Here is an 18,996-nt window from a genome sequence, read left to right on the forward strand (position 1 = left end):
TTGTGAGTGAAGTGTCTTTCATAGAGACACATTAAATTTAAAACTCAGTGTAACTATCTCATTGAATAGAAAATAGGTTCAAAGATTACAATGTTGATGTGGCAAGCCTCAGCCCAAAACCAAAAAACAGCACACCTACCAGAGCAATGCAGATAGCGGATGTTTTATGTTTTGATTTAAAAAAATCAGAAAGTCGAACACCTGAAAAAATTAGCGCCGTTAAATAGCCTAAGCTAATGCATTGTAAAATAATTGCAAGAGCAATAAAGCTAATCGCCGGATAGGGATAATCCGGATCTACAAACTGGATAAAAAAAGACAAAAAGAACAAGATCGCTTTGGGATTGAGCAGGCTGATACTCAGCGCAGTTCGATAAGGGTGAATCTGATCGAGTTTTGGTAGATCAGTCATTTCAGGCACTGAAATATGACGATTTTTATAACGTAGATAGCTGGCTTGAAGCAGCTTAAAGCCTAAGTAAGACAGATATGCTGCCCCTATCACTTTAAGCGTTGTAAAAATCCAGGGAAAAGCATGCATCAACGACGCTGCGCCCAGAACTGTACACAAAATTAAAATTGCATCGCCTGTGACAATACCCATTGCGCCTCGATATCCAGTTTGAATACCGTAACGTGATGCAATGGACATCACATATAAGGAGTTTGGCCCCGGCAAAAGAACAATAAAAAGCGTCCCTATGATATAGGTTGTTAAATCCGTGATCCCCAACACAACACGAAGTCCATAAAAAACCAGTTTTTGTACTATAACAAAAACTGGTCAAATTATGTGAATATTCACCTATTAGGCTTGAATTTCAGCATCGATTCCAAATGATTGACGCAATAGGTGAGTCAACTGTTCACGTGCTTTAATAAATCCATCGATACCGCCTTGAAGTAATTGAAATGCCATTAAGTCATGTTCAAGCTCTTCTCTAAAGCTTTGTTCGGTTTGTGCAGAGCGTTCGACTGGATCTGCTGCCTGCGCGGCTTCAATTGTGAGTGCTGGCTTAATTTCACGGGTATCCGATTCAAGCTGAGCCAAAAGTGCAGGGGCAATGGTCAGTAAATCACTACCAGCAAGGCCAAGTACCTGATCAGTACTACGGAAGCTCGCGCCCATGACTTGAGTTTTGATACCTTGTTGCTTGTAGTAGTTATAAATTTTCTTAACTGAAAGCACACCCGGATCTTGTTCGATTGGGTAGTGATCGACATTTTCAGCTTTTTTGTACCAGTCTAAAATGCGTCCAACAAAAGGCGAAATGAGCGTTACATTGGCATCTGCACAGGCTTGTGCCTGATGTAAACCAAACAGTAAGGTAAGATTACACGCAATGCCTTCAGCTTCTAAAACTTTGGCTGCCTGAATGCCTTGCCAAGTAGATGCAATCTTGATCAGTACGCGAGACTGATCGATACCATACTGATGGTACAAGGCAGAAAGTTCGCGCGCTTTTGCAATTGTTGCTTCGGTATCGTAAGACAACGAAGCATCGACCTCGGTAGAGACACGACCTTCGATGAGTTTTAAAATTTCAACACCAAACTTAACAGTCAAAATATCAATAGTACGTTCAATAAGTTCATCATTTTGATAGCCTTCTTGCTTGGCTTGATCAAACGCGGCTTCAATCAACGCTTTATTGTCAGGAATGCTGGCGGCAGCCGTAATCAGGGAGGGATTTGTGGTTGCATCCAAAGGACGAAATTTTTGAATTGCATCAAGATCACTACTATCAGCAACCACTGTAGTCCATTTTTTTAATTGATCGAGGGCAGATTGTGTCATTGTTTCAAGCGTCTTTATATAAGAATTCGGATGCATTTAGTTATAGCATAATCTTGCGTGAACCCAATGACTATTTAATCTTTTGCTCGTTTTCTCTGCAATTGCAAGTGATCAATCAGATAATGTGCAGCCACGCCAAGACTACTTTCGCGGCTCCAAACCAAATCGATATAATATTCAAATTTAGGCGTGAAATCTAAAATATTTAATATTTTTAATTGATTAGATAGCTTTGGATTTTCAATAAACATTTCACTAGGTAATACACCCCAGCCCAACTCACCTAAAATCATCATACAGGCCGAGTGATGGTTATCTGTACGCCAATACTGCTTGGAAAATAACAGTTCGGGTTTGATTTTACTATCACGACTTGCCACCACAATTTGCCGCTGCTGCACCAGATCTTTGAAACTGACCTGATCAAGTTGCGCCAAACAGTGTTCATTTGCAGCGACAGCAACCAGTGCTTCTTTTTTAATTTCTACAAATTGTTCACGATGGTCTAAGTGTTCACGTTCAAACATAAAAGCCAGTTGCGCGCTTTGATCGAGTAGCATGGCCAGAGCATCTTCTTGAGGCGCTGAGATAATATTAATTTGTAAAGTCGGAAATTTTTGTTCAATCAGCCGTATATAGTCGACCCAATGCGTGTGTAATAGTTCAGACACAATCACAATATTCAGTGCCGATTCCAAACCAGTACTTAAGGCAAACGCCTGTTGCTTCCATTGATTCATCTCAATTAAGAGCTGTGCTGATTTTTCATATAAAACATGTGCCTGAGGTGTAGGAACTGGTTCGCGTCCTTTACGTTCAAACAAATTTAAGTTGAGGTCAATTTCCATATTGGCAATCGACATACTTACCGCGGATGGAACCTTGCCCAATTTTCTGGCTGCTGCTGAAAATGAACCGGTTTCCATAACGCTTTGAAAAATGATGAGTTGTTCTTGATTAATATTCATCTGTCAGAAAAATTGAAAGAACCTAATTAGATTTATCAGAATTATAAAAATAAAATGCAATCTATCCAAATAAAAGAGTGTTTAGAAATGTTGATTTCCAAAAGAAGACTTGTTCATGCATTTAGCTATGAAGGGATCTTGTTGGTCATCATTGCGATTGCATTAAGCTTTATTTTTGATATGCCGATGGAAGTAACCGGAATGCTCGGTATTTTTATGGCGGTGACGTCGGTCATCTGGAATATGATTTTCAACCATTATTTTGAGAAAGTTGAACATCGGTTACAATGGAAGCGGACAGTTGGTGTGCGTATATTGCATGCGATCGGGTTTGAGGGTGGACTTCTCATTGCTACGATTCCAATGATTGCTTATATGATGCAGTTAAGCCTGCTCGATGCATTTATTTTAGATTTAGGTCTGACCTTGTGTATTTTGGTGTATACCTTTATTTTTCAGTGGTGCTATGACGCGATTGAGAAACGCTTAGGTTATGCACCGCAGCATTCATCGTAAAAAAAGCGCCTGTTGTAGGCGCTTTTTTTATGCTTATTTTTCAACGATCGCGACAACGCCTTGACCGCCTGCGGCACAAATCGACACTAGAATTTTGCCAGAACCTTTCTGATTCAAGATTTTCGCTGCAGTCGCCAAGATGCGTCCACCCGTTGCGGCAAATGGATGTCCAGCAGCCAATGAAGAACCATGAATGTTCAGTTTGCTACGGTCAATCGAGCCCAAAGGAGCATCAAGACCTAAACGTTCTTTACAGAATTTTGGATCTTCCCATGCTTTAAGGGTCGAAAGCACTTGAGATGCAAAGGCTTCATGAATCTCGTAGTAATCAAAATCTTGTAATTTCAGACCAGCGCGTTCAAGCATACGAGGAACAGCATAAGCCGGTGCCATGAGTAAGCCTTCTTTTTTATCCACAAAATCAACGGCCGCAGTTTCTGAAAAGCTTAAATAAGCCAGTACTTCATGACCGTTGGCTTTTGCCCATTCTTCGGATGCCAGCAAAACTACAGATGCACCGTCTGTGAGTGGCGTCGAATTACCCGCAGTCATGGTGGCGGTTTCGCCCTTGCCAAATACGGGTTTGAGTTTGGCCAGTTTTTCTACTGATGAATCTGGGCGTAAGTTATTGTCTCGCGTTAAACCCATAAACGGTGTGATCAGATCGTCAAAGAAACCAGCATCGTAGGCTTTGGCCATTTTATGATGTGAAGAGGCGGCAAGTTCATCTTGAGCCTGGCGTTCGATGCCCCATTCAAGTGCGGTAATGGCCGCATGATCTCCCATGGATAGCCCAGTGCGAGGCTCACCGTTTTTAGGAGCATCCATCAAGTCTTTAATGTTGATTTTAGCCAATGCCTTTAAACGATCTTTCGCTGTTTTGGCAATGTTGAGCTCAAGTAAAGCCTTACGTAAGCCATCACCAAATGCAATCGGGGCATCGGATGTGGTATCTACACCGCCTGCAATACCGACCTCAATCTGACCCAACGCGATTTTATTTGCCACAGCAAAAGCTGCCTGCAAGCCAGTGCCACAAGCCTGTTGTAAATCGTAAGCTGGTGTTTCAGGAGCCAATTGAGTATTAAGTACGCATTCACGGGTCATATTAAAGTCACGGCTATGCTTTAAAACAGCGCCTGCAACCACTTCGCCCACACGTGTGCCTTGAAGCTTATAGCGTTCAACTAAACCATTGAGTGCAGCAGTCAGCATGTCAATGTTGGACGCTTTAAAATACGCACCGTTAGAACGTGCAAATGGAATACGATTACCACCAATAATGGCGACGCGACGGATAGAAGTTTGGCTCATGATGCGATCCTGTTGAGCAGACGTTTTTTTAGATGTTGAAGTATTTGCAGAAGATTTGGCTTGTGTACCTGCCGAAGCAGTTTTAGCACGTGAACTGGCACGCTTTGGCTTTGCTGTCGCTTCAGTACTTTTTTTAGCTGCTGACGAGTCAGCCGCAGATGAGGTTCGACTGGTACCACGTGTTTGCGAGGTGCTTCGCGCTTTCGGTTTTGATGTATTTGACACATCATCCTGAGTAGAGTTTTCGACTGCCGATTTTTCTGGAGTTGTTTTACTCATAAGGCTTTTCCAAGCATGATTATGATGTTATTGACGGTACATTAACATAATTAAAATAGACCTGTATTGACTAGAATGACATTGTAGATTGTATTCGGGTCAACACATATCAAGATTAACTCAAGTATTATTTTATTCAAATCCACAATGCGATCGAGCTAACACCTTTACAACACAATGATGTGGAACGCGTAGCTTGTGAACATGTTTAAAAATTAATTTGCATGAGAGATTATTAAGATGATTGATCAATACCAAGCATTTACTCAATCGCCAATCGGTAAATTCGTTGTGAAGAATCTCGGCTTGCCATCGCCCGTGGTATTGGATCGTTTCGAGCAAGGTCAGCCAGTGATTCGTGGTGCTGTATTGGTTGGTGCAGCACCTGAAGGTGTTTTATCTTCTGCTATCGCCAATGTGCTCAGTACCATTCATGCAGACAGTTATGCAGGCAACAATACCGATATTCAGCAGGCTGCTGCACAAGTGGGCTTAAACTTACGTGCTTTTAATTCTGGAGATAAAGAATCTCGATTTAAAGCCGTTATTTTTGATGCATCAGGAATTCAAAACTCAGAACAATTAAACGAGTTACATAAATTTTTTAATCCGATTGCCCGTCAAATCGAAGGTTCAGGTCGTGTGATTGTCGTGGCTACCACACCGGAGTCTGCCAAAACGGTGAAACAGGCGATTGCGCAGCGAGCTCTTGAAGGCTTTGTAAAATCTGTAGGAAAAGAGTTTAAAAAAGGAATCACTGCGCAACTGGTTTATGTCGATGAAGGCGCAGCCAACAATCTTGAGTCTACATTGCGTTTCTTACTTTCGCCGCGATCTGCTTATGTATCTGGTCAGGTGATTCGTATTTATAAAGCAGAAGTGGTAAAAGTTGACTGGAACAAGCCACTTGCAGGTAAAACTGCTTTGGTGACGGGAGCAAGCCGTGGGATTGGTGAAGCGATTGCCCATATTTTGGCACGTGATGGTGCGCATGTCATTTGCCTTGATGTGCCACAGCAACAGGCTGATTTAGAAAGGGTTGCTGCCGATATCTCTGGTTCTGCTCTCGGGCTTGATATTACGGCAGCCGATGCAGGCGAAAAAATAAAAGCGGCTGCACAAAAAAATGGCGGCCTTGATATTATTGTGCACAATGCAGGTATTACTCGAGACAAAATGCTGGCCAACATGAAACCAGAACTTTGGGACTTGGTAATCAATATTAATCTGAGCGCAGCAGAGCGAATCAACGACTATTTACTTGAAAATGATGGCTTGAATGCAAATGGTCGAATTGTCTGTGTTTCTTCAATCAGCGGGATTGCAGGCAACTTGGGTCAGACCAATTACGCAGCGTCTAAGGCTGGCGTGATTGGTTTGGTTAAATTTACTGCACCAATTTTGAAGAATGGAATCACCATCAATGCAGTGGCGCCAGGATTTATCGAAACACAAATGACAGCCGCTATTCCGTTTGCTATCCGTGAGGCTGGGCGCCGTATGAACTCGATGAATCAGGGGGGCTTACCTGTTGATGTTGCCGAGACAATCGCATGGTTTGCATCAAGTGCATCCACTGGTCTGAATGGAAATGTAGTTCGGGTTTGTGGTCAGAGTCTGCTCGGTGCATAATGAGGGGTAAAGAGGGATGTAAGAACATCCCTTTTTCATAAACACAGACTTAAAAACAAATACATTTTAATGAAAAGGTTCGTTATGAATACGCGTCATTTTAGTCAACTGCCGAAAGCCTATTTGGCTTATCCGAAAGTCATACAAGGTTTGGTATTTAAAAAATCCAAAGGCGAGCGTGTATTGCCTAAAGTGGAATATGTTGTCGACTCCTTTCGAATCGATCAAGATCATTTAAATGATTACAATCAAGTGTGTGGATTTAAAGGCGACGATACAATTCCGGCAATCTATTTGGCTGTGTTGTCACAAAGTTTGCAAATGCACATGATGACGACAGAAAACTTTCCTTTTGCGATTCTGGGGTTGGTGCATATTCGTAATCAGATCAAGCAAACTCGTCCAATTGGCGTTAATGAAGCACTGAGTCTTTCATGTCGATTTGGCGATATTCAGCCACATGATAAAGGCCTGCAATTTGATTTTATCACCACAGTAAAGGTGGGAGCAGAGACGGTGATGGAAGGAATAACGACTTATCTTTCTCGCCAAAAAACATCAAGTAGTACAACCGAAAAAACCAAAGAAGCTCAATTACCTGATTATGAAGTTCAAGATGTCTGGACGGTTGCTGAAAACACAGGGCGCCGCTATGCCAAAATCTCGGGTGATTATAATCTGATCCATATTCATGCGATGACAGCAAAGGCATTTGGCTTTAAGCAAGCAATTGCTCACGGCATGTGGAGCAAAGCACGTGCTTTGGCCAGTATTGATTTACCTTCGGCCTATGAAGCAGATGTTTGGTTTAAGTTGCCGCTATTTTTGCCATCGACCGTTGAGTTTTTAACGGCATCAAGTCCTTCTGAAACCGATTTCTTAATTCGGAATCAGCGTTCTCAAAAGCCACATGTTTCAGGCCAAGTGAAGAGCCTTTAAACAATTCTTCCCGGTACATATCGTGATGTGCCGGGAATGTAACAATAATAAAAATAGGGACATACAGTGAATACACTAACTCAATATTTCTCAGCCGATACTCAAAATTATCACGGTATTCTAGATGAGCGATTCCACGATCTGGCAGTGCATTTTAGTCGTTTACAAGATGCCCGAACTGATCAAGGGGGAGCTGCACTCGCCGTGTATTTCGGAACACAAAAAGTTGTCGATATTTTTACGGGTAAAAAATCTCGTGATGAGTTGTGGGATGCCAATACGCTTTCTGTCAGTTACTCAACGGGTAAAGGCGTACTTGCAACATTGGCACATATCCTCGTGAGTGAGGGTTATTTAGAATATGACCGACCAATTGCCTATTACTGGCCTGAATTTGCTCAGCAGAATAAGCAAAAGATTAGTTTAAGAGATGTTCTGAGTCATCAAAGCGGTTTATACGATATTCGAAATATAATCCAAGATGCCAGTGAAATGCTGGACTGGCCGCATATGCTAGAAGTCTTTGAAAGCACAGCACCTCGATTTACAGCGACCCATGCTCAAGCTTATCAGGCATTAACATTTGGTTGGCTGGTAGGCGGGGTGCTAGAAAAGGCAACAGGGGCGACACTTCCAGACTTGATGCAAAAATATCTAGTCGAGCCGTTGAAATTAGATGGTGCTTATTTTGGCGTACCAGTTTCTGAACTTTCGCGTGTGGCACGACTCATTGCGCCAGTAAAGTCTGTAGAAAAAGTCGGAACGCCAATACACAAAACATCTCACCAGCAAAAGAAAACGAGTGTAATGGATAAATTGGTGACATGGACAGGCCAAAACCCGCAAGATTTTCAGGACGCCATGATGCCTAAAGGAATGCGTCATTTCAGTTTTTTTAGTGATGAAGGTTTACAGGCGGTTATTCCGGCTGCTAATGGTGCTTTTACTGCAAATAGCCTAAGTAAGATTTATGCAATGCTGGCTAATCAAGGCCGTTTTGAAGATAAAACACTGATCAAACCTGCGGTTTTTAAACAGCTCAGCACAATTCAGAGTTTTTCTAGAGACAAGGTCATGCCAATACCAATGCATTGGCGATTAGGTTACCACCGCGTAATTACACTGGGGAAGCGAGCCAAACATGGATTTGGACACATTGGCTATAACGGTTCTGGTGCATGGTGTGATCCAGAACGCAATCTCAGTTTCGCATATGTTCATAATTTCAAAATCGGATCAATTACAGGGGATTATCGCTTGTGGAGTTTGACTCAAGAAACCTTACGCTGTGCGGATTTATTTTTAAAGGGTAAAAAAGGCTGGTTTTAATGTTTTGAAGCCAGTAACTCATAGTCCAGCATAATCTGTACATGATGTTTAAAGGAGCTTTCTTCAAAACCTTGCAAGCCAATTTTAAATATACCGTCTAGCCCACAAACAAATGCAATCAGACGCCATGCCACTTCATGAATTTGGGGCATGGTTAAATCTTTGAATTGTTTAAGCATAACACCTGTTTGGATTTCTTTTATCAGTGCTGCATGCCAGTGCTGCATGGTCAGTTGATAAGCCAGGCGGATCTGTTCATCTTGTTGCATCAATACTTCAGCTTCGTTCCACAATCTGAGATATGCCTGAGTCTGTTCAGTATCTTCATAACCTAAGATCAAGCGAATCCGTACCATTTGATTACTTGTTTCGATGCTATCTTCAATTTCATTGAGCTGATCCATCAGTTCGACAAAAACCTCGGCTTTTAAGTGAGAGCTAGACTGAAAATGATGATGAACTTGACCTGTAGAAACCTGCGCCTCAGCAGCCACGCGTCGAACCGTTAATCCACTTAGTCCATCTTGAAGGGCAACCTGTTTGGCGGCACTTAAAATCATGGCGCGTCTTTCTTCTCGATTTAAATAATTCATGTCATCCATAGTGGTGAAACATACAAGTCTTATCATAAATAAAGTTGGACATATGTTCAAGTTTGAATATAATAAGATTAACTTGAACAAGTGTCCAACTTTAATTTGGGTGTGTTATGTACCGCAAATGGATGATCTTGGCGATCATCGTCCTTATTTATTTACCAGTATCGATTGATGCAACAGTATTGCATGTCGCTATTCCAACGCTTAGTGCAGATTTGGCGCTCACGAGCACGCAAATGCTGTGGGTGATTGATATTTATTCACTCATTATGGCAGGTTTAATTTTACCAATGGGGGCGTTAGGCGACAGAATTGGATTTAAGCGCCTCATGCTGGTCGGGGCTTCCATTTTTGGTCTTGCATCTTTACTGGCTGCTTTTGCAAATTCTGCAGCACTGCTAATAGCAGCACGGGCGCTTTTGGGCTTAGGTGCAGCTATGATTTTACCTGCCACGCTCTCAGGATTAAGAACCACATTTCTAGATGAAAAACAGCGTAATTATGCGTTAGGTATCTGGGGAACAGTCGGAGGAGGAGGTGCTGCATTTGGACCATTGCTCGGCGGCTTTATACTGGAGCATTTCTCTTGGGGTGCAGTATTTTTAATCAACGTTCCAATTATTATTACAGTGATTCTACTCACGGCTTTTTGGGTGCCTAAACAGCACATACAACACAAACAAGCCCTGAATCTATTTCAGGCGTTGATCTTGGTGGTGGCTATTTTGACATTAATTTATGCCGCCAAAACTGCGATGCATGCACCAAGCATGACAATTTTTATGGTCATGATTGTAGGTTTTGTACTCCTTACTGGCTTTATTCGTCATCAACTAAAAACGCCAGCGCCGATGATTGATGTACACTTATTTAAGCATCCGGTGATTTCAACCAGTGTCATCATGGCGATGGTGGCCATGATTGCGTTAGTCGGATTTGAACTACTGCTTTCGCAAGAGTTGCAATTTGTGTATGGCTATTCACCGCTTGAGGCCGGTTTGTTTATTGTACCGTTTATGGTGGCAATTAGTGTGGGTGGGCCTTTTGCCAGTGTTTTGATGAACCGTTATGGTTTAAGGCCAGTGGCAACACTCGGAATGCTGTCATGTGGGTTTAGTTTTTTTGGTCTGGCTTCAATCAACTTTGATACACAACATATGCAAGCTTGGGCTTGGATGGTGATGATGGGAATTAGCGTTGAAATTGCACTACTTTCTTCTACGGCAGCAATTATGTCTTCTGTCCCCCCTCATAAAGCCACTGCGGCGGGTGCAATTGAGGGTATGGCCTACGAGTTAGGAGCCGGATTAGGCATTGCAATTTTTGGCCTTATGCTGTCATTTTTCTACACGCGTGCAATCGTTTTACCAGAAAATCTGCCTATACAGTGGGTAGAAACAGCGTCAGCTTCGGTTGGAGAGGCAGTTCAAGCAGTAAAGATGCTCGAACCTACTTTGGCACATGATGTAATGGCTGCGGCTGCAAATGCATTTACTGCATCACATAGTATTGTGCTGAGTATTGCAGGCGTGATGTTTGTGATTTTATCTGTTTTTGTATGGATAACCTTGCCAAAAACAGCAACTGTAGTACCACACAAAATATCAGAGTAAATTTTCTGCTGCCCATAAGCGTCTTTAAATACGCCGAGCAACTGCTGCACTTTAAAGCAACTCTAAACGGATATTGTGCTTATTCATTCACTAACGTTCAAAAAAACAGTATGCTTATGGGCAAACCAAGGAGCATCCATGTATCAAGTACTGGCCAGAAAATATCGTCCACGAAACTTTATCGAACTCGTGGGTCAAAATCATGTGTCTCGTGCGCTTACGAGTGCGCTTGAACGTGGCCGCTTGCATCATGCCTACTTATTTACCGGAACACGTGGCGTAGGTAAAACTACAATCGCCCGTATTCTGGCGAAGTGTTTAAACTGTGAAACTGGCATTACCTCTACACCATGTGAAGTTTGTACGACCTGTAAGGCTGTAAATGAAGGCCGGTTTATTGATTTGATCGAGATTGATGCTGCTTCTCGAACCAAAGTAGAAGACACTCGAGAGCTGCTGGATAATGTTCCTTACGCACCGACTCAAGGGCGCTTTAAGGTGTACTTGATTGATGAAGTGCATATGTTATCGACGCATTCATTTAATGCCTTGCTCAAAACACTTGAAGAGCCACCTGAACACGTCAAATTCTTATTTGCCACCACCGATCCGCAAAAGCTTCCGATCACGGTGATTTCAAGATGCTTACAATTTACTTTGCGCCCGCTGGCAGTCGATGAGATTACATCGCATTTGACCGAAATTTTAACCAAAGAAGATATTTCAGCCGAAAAAGACGCTATTTGGCAAATCGCTGAATCGGCGCAAGGTTCTTTACGTGATGCTTTGTCACTGACCGATCAGGCGATTGCCTACGGTCAGGGTGAAATTCAGCATCGAGATGTTAAAGAAATGCTGGGGCTAATTGATCGTACTATTATTTATGATCTGATTCTGGCAATCCATCAAAATGCCCCGCAGCGTGTCAGTCAATTATTAATGCAATTTCGACAACAAGCGCTCGATGTATCGTTAGTGCTAGATCAATTGATTTCGACATTACACGAGCTGGCATTGCTACAATATCTGCCTGAGCTAAGCTTAAAATATAGCGACGAAATTAATCAAAAAATACTTGCACTGTCGAAAACTGTATCTGCACAAGATTTGCAGCTCTATTACCAAATCGCCTGTAAAGGACGTGCCGAACTTCAGCTCGCGGTGACTCAGGAGCAGGGCTTCGAGATGTGTGTATTACGTCTGCTGGCGTTTCGCCCATTGGCCCTCGATGAAATTGTAGTGCACGAATCTGTACCTAAGACTCTGGAGCATTCTACACAAAGTACGTCTACTGTTTCAGTTGAATCAGCTGAAACGGATGAACCAAATGTTCATACACATACCGCCTTAGAATCTAAGCAATCTATACAAGAATTAGAAGCAGTTGATGAAAGTCATAAACAGCGCTTAACTGAAGCGCCATCAGTACAAGCAGAGCCAACACGAATACCAGATCATTTCGAAGAACCAGCGCTCGACGTTGAGTCGGATGACGTGGTGCTCAATCATACAGTTTCTGAGCAAACTCTTATAACTGAACCTGAAAATTCAGATGTTTTGGTTTTTGATATTGAAACAGATGGATTAATCGGTCTAGAACCTAGCACAGTTGAGCCTGCACTGAGCGTACAAGATATGTCGCTTTTTCCAGTGGAAACCGAGCTTCAGCCAGAGGAAAATCTCGAACAACCAAAATCACAAACCTTAACTGATGTAGCGTCCGATGTACCTACTGATTTATTTGATCAGCCTATTGAAGACACTTCTGCGCTTGCTGTTGAAGAGTCAAACCTAAGCAACATTGAGCCAGTGCTAGAAAATGAACCTCTTCAAGCCCATGGAATTAACGCGGATGTGAGTAGCGAAGCGCTTGAGCCTAATAACCTAATGCCTCAAGACATTTTGAAACTTCAAGAACAGGTTCTTGAAGGTGAGTGGACACTTGAAAAATGGGAGTTTTGGTTTAGAGGCAGTCAACTTTCACCTGCAGTGCAAGAGCTCGCTCAATATGGATTGATGACTGGGCAAATTGATGGAACCAGTATCTTTATTATTCCTCAGCAATATGAAGGGATGTTGTCTCAGTTACAACATGCGCTTGAATCTGAGTTGATCACTCGTTGGCCAAACACACAGTTTAAAGTGCAATATGGTGAAGTGGCCTCAATTACGCCGTTTATCAAACAGTCAGAGCGTAAAGAAAAAGCTTTCCAACGTGCGGTATCCTTGATGAGTGAAAACAAGGTGGTGAAATCACTACTAGATACTTTCGATGCCGAATTGCAGAACGTTAATCTTAAGCTATAAAAAGGGGCAAACGTTTAAGTTGGTGCCCATTTTTTCATTTAGCTTTGATTTAACTGATAGGCTGTAAGCGCCTCACGCATCGCATCGGGAATTGTGGTGCTTTTTCGTGTCTCTCGATCAACAAAAACATGGACAAAGTGTCCCTGTGCACAAGGCTCAAGCTGGTGTTGCTTAAATATTGCGAGTTCATAGCGTAAGGAGCTTTGCCCAATTTTTGAAATCGCAACACCCACTTCAATGGTATCTGGAAAGGTGAGTTCCTTAAAAAAACTGCATGCCGAGTCAACAACTAGTCCGATGATCGGTGACTGACGAATATCAAAGCCTGCATGTTGAATCAAAAGTGAGTTAGCGGCTGTATCAAAATAACTATAATAAGTCACGTTGTTTACATGACCATAAATATCGTTATCTGCCCAGCGTGTCTGGATATTTAAAAAATAATGAAACTGGTCACGGCGTTTGGGTATTGGTTTCATGCGTAAATTGCCTCATAAATCTGATACGCAGCCTGATGTGTCATTTCGCGTGGGTTATTTTGTAATAGACGGGTTTGCAATAATGCATCTTGCGCCAGTGTTTCAAGGCTAGAGTGCGGTACATTGAGTTGGCTCAGTTTTAAAGTCAGCCCACTATGATCAAGATGATTTTGCATATGGTCGATAAACAAATCGCACAAGCCGTCTGCACAGCCATTACTTTTAGGGTCAAGCCATTGCATTAATTCTGCATATAACTGTTTAGCATGTGGCGCGTTGTATTTTAAAACTTCGACCAATACCAACGCATTGGTATGTCCGTGAGACAAATGAAAATGACCACCCAATGGATAAGCCAGCGCATGTACAGCCCCTACAGGTGCATTTGCAAATGCTTGACCTGCAAGCATTGAGCCAAGCAACATGTTTTGACGTGCATCCATGTCATGTCCATTACTCAGAACTTTAGGCAGATTATCATTAAGTAAACGCAGTGCATGTTTTGCCAGCATATCGGCATAGACATTTTTTTTCAGTTTACTGGTATAAGCTTCAATCGCATGCACCATGGCATCAATTCCGGTGGCCGCGGTGATGTGTGCTGGTAAATCACGGGTAAAGTTCGCATCTAATATCGCAACATCGGCATACAAAACTGGTGATACAATTCCGGTTTTAGTTGTTTCACCTGTCGTGATGATCGAAATCGGTGTGACTTCGGAGCCGGTTCCTGCCGTAGTCGGAATCAAGATCAGCGGTAATCGGGGGCCTTTGGCATTATTTACGCCATACATGTCGCTTAACTGTTGTGTTTGATCAGGATGGGCAAGTAACGCAATCACTTTTGCGACATCCATTGAGCTACCACCGCCAAAACCTAAAACAGCATCAACTTTCTCTTGTTTCGCATAAGCAGCCGCATTTAAAACAATCTCTTCTGGTGGGTCGGCTTGAATATCTGAATAAATAACATAATCAATCTGAGCTGCGTCTAAACACTCAATGACAGGTAAGTGATACTGATGGGCAATCATTCCAGGATCCGTTACCAGCAAAACTTTTTGATAGTTGCGATCAATCAAAATAGTTTTAAGCTCAGCAATTGATCCTAATCCTGAAATGATGCTTGATGCGCTCTGAAACTGAAAATATCCCATCGTTCCGTCCTTATTTAATTTGCTTGTCAATTACAAATCATTGTTTTATTGAGTTAATCCATCAATTTATTGTGAAGCCGCATCAAAAGAATGCTTTTTGATCGACAAATCATTTGATCACGAAACTCTTAAGAGATTCTATAGGATTCGTGAATTAAATCACTTAACATAACAGTTATTCATCGTGATCTGTTGCTGAGGTTTGATATGTCATCTCAAACGCCTTATAAGGTGTTATGTGTCTGTTTAGGTAATATTTGCCGCTCGCCAACGGCTGAAATCGTATTAAGACACGCGTGTGATGCAAATAATCTCAATATAACTGTCGATTCGGCCGGCACCAGCAATTATCATCCCAATAAAGCGCCAGACGCGCGTTCTCAAGCACATGCTTTAAAGCGTGGCTATGATCTATCTTCACTGCGTGCTCGCCAGATTCAGCTTGAAGACTTTATTGAGTTTGATCTGATTTTGGCGATGGATCATCAAAATCTTGAAGACATTCAAACCCTAGAGCGTCAGGCGATTAAACGTTTTGGAAAATCACGTGTACGCTCTAAAGTGGCTTTGATGAGTGAACATGATCCTAAATACAAACACAAAGCCATCCCAGACCCTTATTATGGCGGCGCAGATGGATTCGAACGTGTATTGGATCAATGCGAATCCAGTGCTGCAGCATGGGTAGCCGAGTTTAAACGTGAACACCACGGATAGTGGATCAAAACAGGATTTAACGTGATACACATTCAACAACAGATTCAACTCAAACCATTTAATACGTTACAGCTTGATGTGATTGCATCGCACTATGTCAAGATCAATTCTTTGCACGTACTAATCGATGCACTCGAATATGCCCATACTCATGATCTCAATGTACTCGTGTTATCTGGCGGGAGCAATATGTTGCTGCCACAATATGTGGATGCGTTGGTGATTCATATGGATATTCAAGGATATGAAATAATCAATGAAAGCGCCGAGCATGTACTGGTAAATGTGGGTGCAGGCGAAAACTGGCATGAATTTGTTTTAAAAACTACCGAAAATGGATGGTATGGACTTCAAAATCTGGCGTTAATCCCGGGGTTGGTGGGTGCATCTCCGGTTCAGAATATTGGAGCATACGGTGTTGAGGTTGGTGAGTTTATTGAACAGGTTCATGTGTATGATCGTAAGCGTCAGGCTGTAAAGTCCATCGAGGCTCAAGACTGTGAATTTGCTTATCGGCACAGTATTTTTAAAGATGATCCTGAGCGATATGTCATTACACATGTCAGTTTTAAATTACTCAAAACGCCGAAACTGAAGCTAAATTACGGTGATTTGCTCAAAGCGGTTGGTGATGACAAAACGCCCGAAAATTTACAAAAACAAGTGATTGCGATTCGTCAAAGCAAATTGCCAGATCCTAAAGAATATCCTAATGTAGGTAGTTTCTTTAAAAATCCGGTGATTTCATCGCAGGAATTTGACCAAATCCACACAAAATTTCCTACGATTCCTCATTACCCGCAGCCAGACGGACGTACCAAAATTGCAGCAGGATGGCTGATCGATCAGACTGGCTGGAAAGGTAAAAAGCTCGGCTGTGTAGGAATGTTTGAAAAACAAGCACTTGTTCTGGTGAATTATGCCAATGCAACCTTGACCGATGTGCAGCACACTTACCGAGCAGTACAATCAGATGTCGCACAAAAATTTAATGTTCGACTTGAGCCTGAACCCGTGCTGTTCAATTCAAACGGTTTGATTACTTCACATTAGGAACAAAACTGTATGACACAAATACATTGGATGATCCGACTTGTTCGAGCAGTGGCTATACTGTTCGTACTTGCCGCATGTCTAATGGTTTTTATCTACACGCCGTTTTATTCAAAAATGATCGTAAAGGGACTGAATTACTTTGTACCTGTCGAAGTGAATCAAGTGGCTGCAAAGAGTCAGCAAAATGCATCGCTTAGCGAGCATGAAAATCTAGAGCCTGGTTCAAATCTCTGGATTGCACGTCAAGCCTATTTGCGGTTAGTCGAAGAGGCCATGAGTCAACAGAAGTTTGAAGAACTTGGCCTGTTACAAGCGCGTTATCGCGCACTACAACAGCGCATTGAAGATGAGCAACTTAAAGAGCAGCAAGAAGACGAAAAAAATGCAACCAGTGTGCCTTTACTGGCCAAGAAAGATGAGACGACTCACGTAAAAGATGCTGCCAAGCATGAAAAAGAGAATCCAGAGAATCCAGCATCAGCCTCAAGTGTAATTGTGAGCCAGTTGTTTGATTTAAATCACTCTGAAAATAAGGCACTACGTGACAAATATATTGTTTTTTTAAAAACACATCCTGTTACAACACCAGAAGACGAAGCCAGTAAAAATGAAATTACCGAGGATATCGAGTTTATTAGACAAAATCAAAGTGATCTCAGAGCTTCGTCTTATCATGCCAAACCATATGCCATTGTGGTTTTAGGTGGCGGTTTGACACTCGCAGACAATCGTAAAGATATTGTAGTGAATGCCTACACCAAACTTCGCCTAGAAAAAACTTTGGAAATTGAAAAAAAATACAAATTACCGATTGTATTAAGTGGTGTTGAGGCTCCTTATATGCAAGCATGGTTAAAAGAACGAGGCGTAGAAGCAAAATTGCTTGAAAACCGCAGTATGAATACCTGTGAAAATTCGCGATTTAGCTCTTTATTGCTTCAGAAAAAAGGTGGAGCGCCGACTGTGATGCTTGTAACAGATGTATATCATATGCCGCGAACACGGCGTCTTTTTGCATTGAATGGAATAGAAACCATTCCAGTTGAAGCTCCAATGCCTACTCAATTAAGCGCTTGGCAGCCGAGCCAGCAAAATTATGATCATAGTCGCCGTGCCAATTACGAACTTTTGGCCACAGTACGGGATATGCTTTTTGGCTCAAGTGGTTGTCGTGAGGTGCCCTAAATGTCAGATATTCCATTTCTAAATCCTACAGTATTACAGCAACTTGATCTGCCAGTCCCGAATCGTGAGCAGACTCCACAGATTTTGCCACAACTGAATCTGAATCACGAAATGCAACCATCTCGGGATTTACTGGCCTATAAGAAACTGTACGGACTCGATCAATTGTCTGCGAAGCACTGGCAAGGCTACATTCAAATGCCACTGTTTAAATTGCATGTTCAGGTGTTTCAACCTGAACGTGATGTTCCATTGGGTACTGTCTTTTTACTGCATGGTTATTTAGAGCATAGCGGTATTTATCAGCCGATTATCCGAGAAATTCTGGATCAGGGTTTTAGTGTACTCACTTACGATTTACCGGGTCATGGTTTGAGTGATGGCTCGCCGGCGAGTATTCAAAATTTTGATCATTACCAACACGTGTTGCTAGCAGTTTATCAGTACGTGAAGCATGCAAACCAGCTGCCAAAGCCTTGGGTCGGTATTGGACAAAGTACGGGTGGTGCAATCTGGATGCATCATTTACTAGAATATGCACAGAAACGCCAAGATCCTATTGTAGATCGGGTGTTATTGCTTTCACCTTTAATCCGACCTGCCAAGACGGCATGGTGGCATAATCCGGTCGGGCTTGGCATTATTCGCAGAATACGCCGTCAAGTACCAAGACACTTTAGACGCAACAATCATAATCCTGAATTTTTACGTTTTGTGCGTCTTAAAGATCCGTTACAACCACGTATGATGGGGATGGACTGGATTCTGGCAATGTCTAAATGGATGTTTGAAATGGAAGAGCGACCACCTTGTAGGATCCCGGTGTGGTTAGCACAAGGCGCACTCGATCAAACTGTCGATTGGCGCTATAACATTGAGTTCATTCGGCGTAAGTTTCGTTTGCAAACCTTACTCATGCTTGAAGAAGGCTCGCATCAGTTAATTAATGAGCGAGCGGATATTCGCGCTGCACTCACGGGGTTAATTCCTGCATTTTTGCATGCTCGTCCTAAACATCACTATTATTAAGTCTTTATATTTACTTTGATTAAAGCCAGCCTCAAGCGCTGGCTTTTTACTGTAGCAAGTAATGGAATTTGAATGTCTT

Annotated in this window: 17 protein-coding genes; 10 read left to right on the plus strand and 7 right to left on the minus strand. The window is 42.3% G+C overall.

Features of this window, described 5'->3' with window-relative positions:
- Positions 1 to 85: 85 nt before the first annotated feature.
- From leuE to QLG00_RS10860, 3 genes are all read right to left on the minus strand, one after another.
- The gene (gene leuE, locus QLG00_RS10850; protein WP_088458489.1) at positions 86 to 736 is read right to left on the minus strand and encodes a leucine efflux protein LeuE; all 651 of its coding nucleotides are present in this window, start codon (positions 734 to 736) and stop codon (positions 86 to 88) included.
- Positions 737 to 808: 72 nt separating this feature from the next.
- A complete protein-coding gene (tal, locus tag QLG00_RS10855; RefSeq protein WP_004937306.1) occupies positions 809 to 1,798 on the minus strand; it encodes a transaldolase in 990 nt (329 codons plus the stop codon).
- A 74-nt stretch (positions 1,799 to 1,872) separates the two neighbouring features.
- Entirely contained in the window at positions 1,873 to 2,766 is an 894-nt protein-coding gene (locus tag QLG00_RS10860; protein ID WP_004937308.1) for a LysR family transcriptional regulator, read from the minus strand.
- Between the two features lie 87 nt (positions 2,767 to 2,853).
- Between QLG00_RS10860 and aceI the strand changes: the two genes are divergently transcribed.
- The gene (gene aceI, locus QLG00_RS10865; RefSeq protein ID WP_004937309.1) at positions 2,854 to 3,282 is read left to right on the plus strand and encodes a chlorhexidine efflux PACE transporter AceI; all 429 of its coding nucleotides are present in this window, start codon (positions 2,854 to 2,856) and stop codon (positions 3,280 to 3,282) included.
- A 33-nt stretch (positions 3,283 to 3,315) separates the two neighbouring features.
- Here the strand turns inward: aceI and QLG00_RS10870 are convergent, their stop codons facing one another.
- Positions 3,316 to 4,875, minus strand: a complete 1,560-nt coding sequence (locus QLG00_RS10870) for an acetyl-CoA C-acetyltransferase (RefSeq protein WP_282470964.1) — start codon at positions 4,873 to 4,875, stop codon at positions 3,316 to 3,318.
- Between the two features lie 240 nt (positions 4,876 to 5,115).
- Here QLG00_RS10870 and QLG00_RS10875 point away from each other — a divergent pair, with 240 nt between their 5' ends.
- The 3 genes from QLG00_RS10875 (at position 5,116) to QLG00_RS10885 (ending at position 8,775) form a co-directional block, all read left to right on the plus strand.
- Positions 5,116 to 6,507 (plus strand): 3-oxoacyl-ACP reductase, encoded by a 1,392-nt coding sequence (locus QLG00_RS10875; protein ID WP_282470965.1) that lies wholly within the window; start codon positions 5,116 to 5,118, stop codon positions 6,505 to 6,507.
- A gap of 84 nt (positions 6,508 to 6,591) precedes the next feature.
- Positions 6,592 to 7,446: a MaoC/PaaZ C-terminal domain-containing protein gene (locus QLG00_RS10880; protein ID WP_282470966.1), complete on the plus strand. Its 855-nt coding sequence runs from the start codon at positions 6,592 to 6,594 to the stop codon at positions 7,444 to 7,446.
- A 66-nt stretch (positions 7,447 to 7,512) separates the two neighbouring features.
- Entirely contained in the window at positions 7,513 to 8,775 is a 1,263-nt protein-coding gene (locus QLG00_RS10885) for a serine hydrolase domain-containing protein (protein ID WP_282470967.1), read from the plus strand.
- Here QLG00_RS10885 and QLG00_RS10890 read toward each other — a convergent pair.
- Positions 8,772 to 9,368, minus strand: coding sequence for a TetR family transcriptional regulator (locus QLG00_RS10890; RefSeq protein ID WP_282470968.1), 597 nt, complete (start codon positions 9,366 to 9,368; stop codon positions 8,772 to 8,774). The two genes, QLG00_RS10885 and QLG00_RS10890, sit on opposite strands and share 4 nt — an antisense overlap.
- 116 nt (positions 9,369 to 9,484) lie before the next feature.
- Between QLG00_RS10890 and QLG00_RS10895 the strand changes: the two genes are divergently transcribed.
- Both QLG00_RS10895 and dnaX read left to right on the plus strand, forming a co-directional pair.
- On the plus strand, positions 9,485 to 10,987 hold the full coding sequence (locus QLG00_RS10895; protein ID WP_151746236.1) for a SmvA family efflux MFS transporter: 1,503 nt from the start codon (positions 9,485 to 9,487) through the stop codon (positions 10,985 to 10,987).
- A 138-nt stretch (positions 10,988 to 11,125) separates the two neighbouring features.
- A complete protein-coding gene (dnaX, locus tag QLG00_RS10900) occupies positions 11,126 to 13,294 on the plus strand; it encodes a DNA polymerase III subunit gamma/tau (RefSeq protein WP_282470969.1) in 2,169 nt (722 codons plus the stop codon).
- Between the two features lie 38 nt (positions 13,295 to 13,332).
- Here dnaX and QLG00_RS10905 read toward each other — a convergent pair whose 3' ends face one another.
- Together QLG00_RS10905 and QLG00_RS10910 are read right to left on the minus strand one after the other, a co-directional pair.
- Positions 13,333 to 13,773 (minus strand): thioesterase family protein, encoded by a 441-nt coding sequence (locus QLG00_RS10905; protein WP_004937324.1) that lies wholly within the window; start codon positions 13,771 to 13,773, stop codon positions 13,333 to 13,335.
- Entirely contained in the window at positions 13,770 to 14,930 is a 1,161-nt protein-coding gene (locus QLG00_RS10910) for an iron-containing alcohol dehydrogenase (RefSeq protein ID WP_282470970.1), read from the minus strand. Before QLG00_RS10910 ends, QLG00_RS10905 begins: the two co-directional genes overlap by 4 nt.
- 207 nt (positions 14,931 to 15,137) lie before the next feature.
- Here QLG00_RS10910 and QLG00_RS10915 point away from each other — a divergent pair, with 207 nt between their 5' ends.
- From QLG00_RS10915 to QLG00_RS10930, 4 genes are read left to right on the plus strand one after another with little or no spacing between them, the layout of a single operon-like run.
- The gene (locus QLG00_RS10915) at positions 15,138 to 15,647 is read left to right on the plus strand and encodes a low molecular weight protein-tyrosine-phosphatase (RefSeq protein ID WP_004937328.1); all 510 of its coding nucleotides are present in this window, start codon (positions 15,138 to 15,140) and stop codon (positions 15,645 to 15,647) included.
- A 24-nt stretch (positions 15,648 to 15,671) separates the two neighbouring features.
- Positions 15,672 to 16,700 (plus strand): UDP-N-acetylmuramate dehydrogenase, encoded by a 1,029-nt coding sequence (gene murB / locus QLG00_RS10920; protein ID WP_282471027.1) that lies wholly within the window; start codon positions 15,672 to 15,674, stop codon positions 16,698 to 16,700.
- A 12-nt stretch (positions 16,701 to 16,712) separates the two neighbouring features.
- Positions 16,713 to 17,888, plus strand: coding sequence for a YdcF family protein (locus QLG00_RS10925; protein ID WP_151764118.1), 1,176 nt, complete (start codon positions 16,713 to 16,715; stop codon positions 17,886 to 17,888).
- A complete protein-coding gene (locus QLG00_RS10930) occupies positions 17,889 to 18,917 on the plus strand; it encodes an alpha/beta hydrolase (RefSeq protein ID WP_025095135.1) in 1,029 nt (342 codons plus the stop codon).
- The last annotated feature ends 79 nt before the right edge of the window (positions 18,918 to 18,996 follow it).

This window comes from Acinetobacter sp. V89_7, from assembly GCF_029967895.1.
Taxonomy (GTDB): domain Bacteria; phylum Pseudomonadota; class Gammaproteobacteria; order Pseudomonadales; family Moraxellaceae; genus Acinetobacter; species Acinetobacter soli.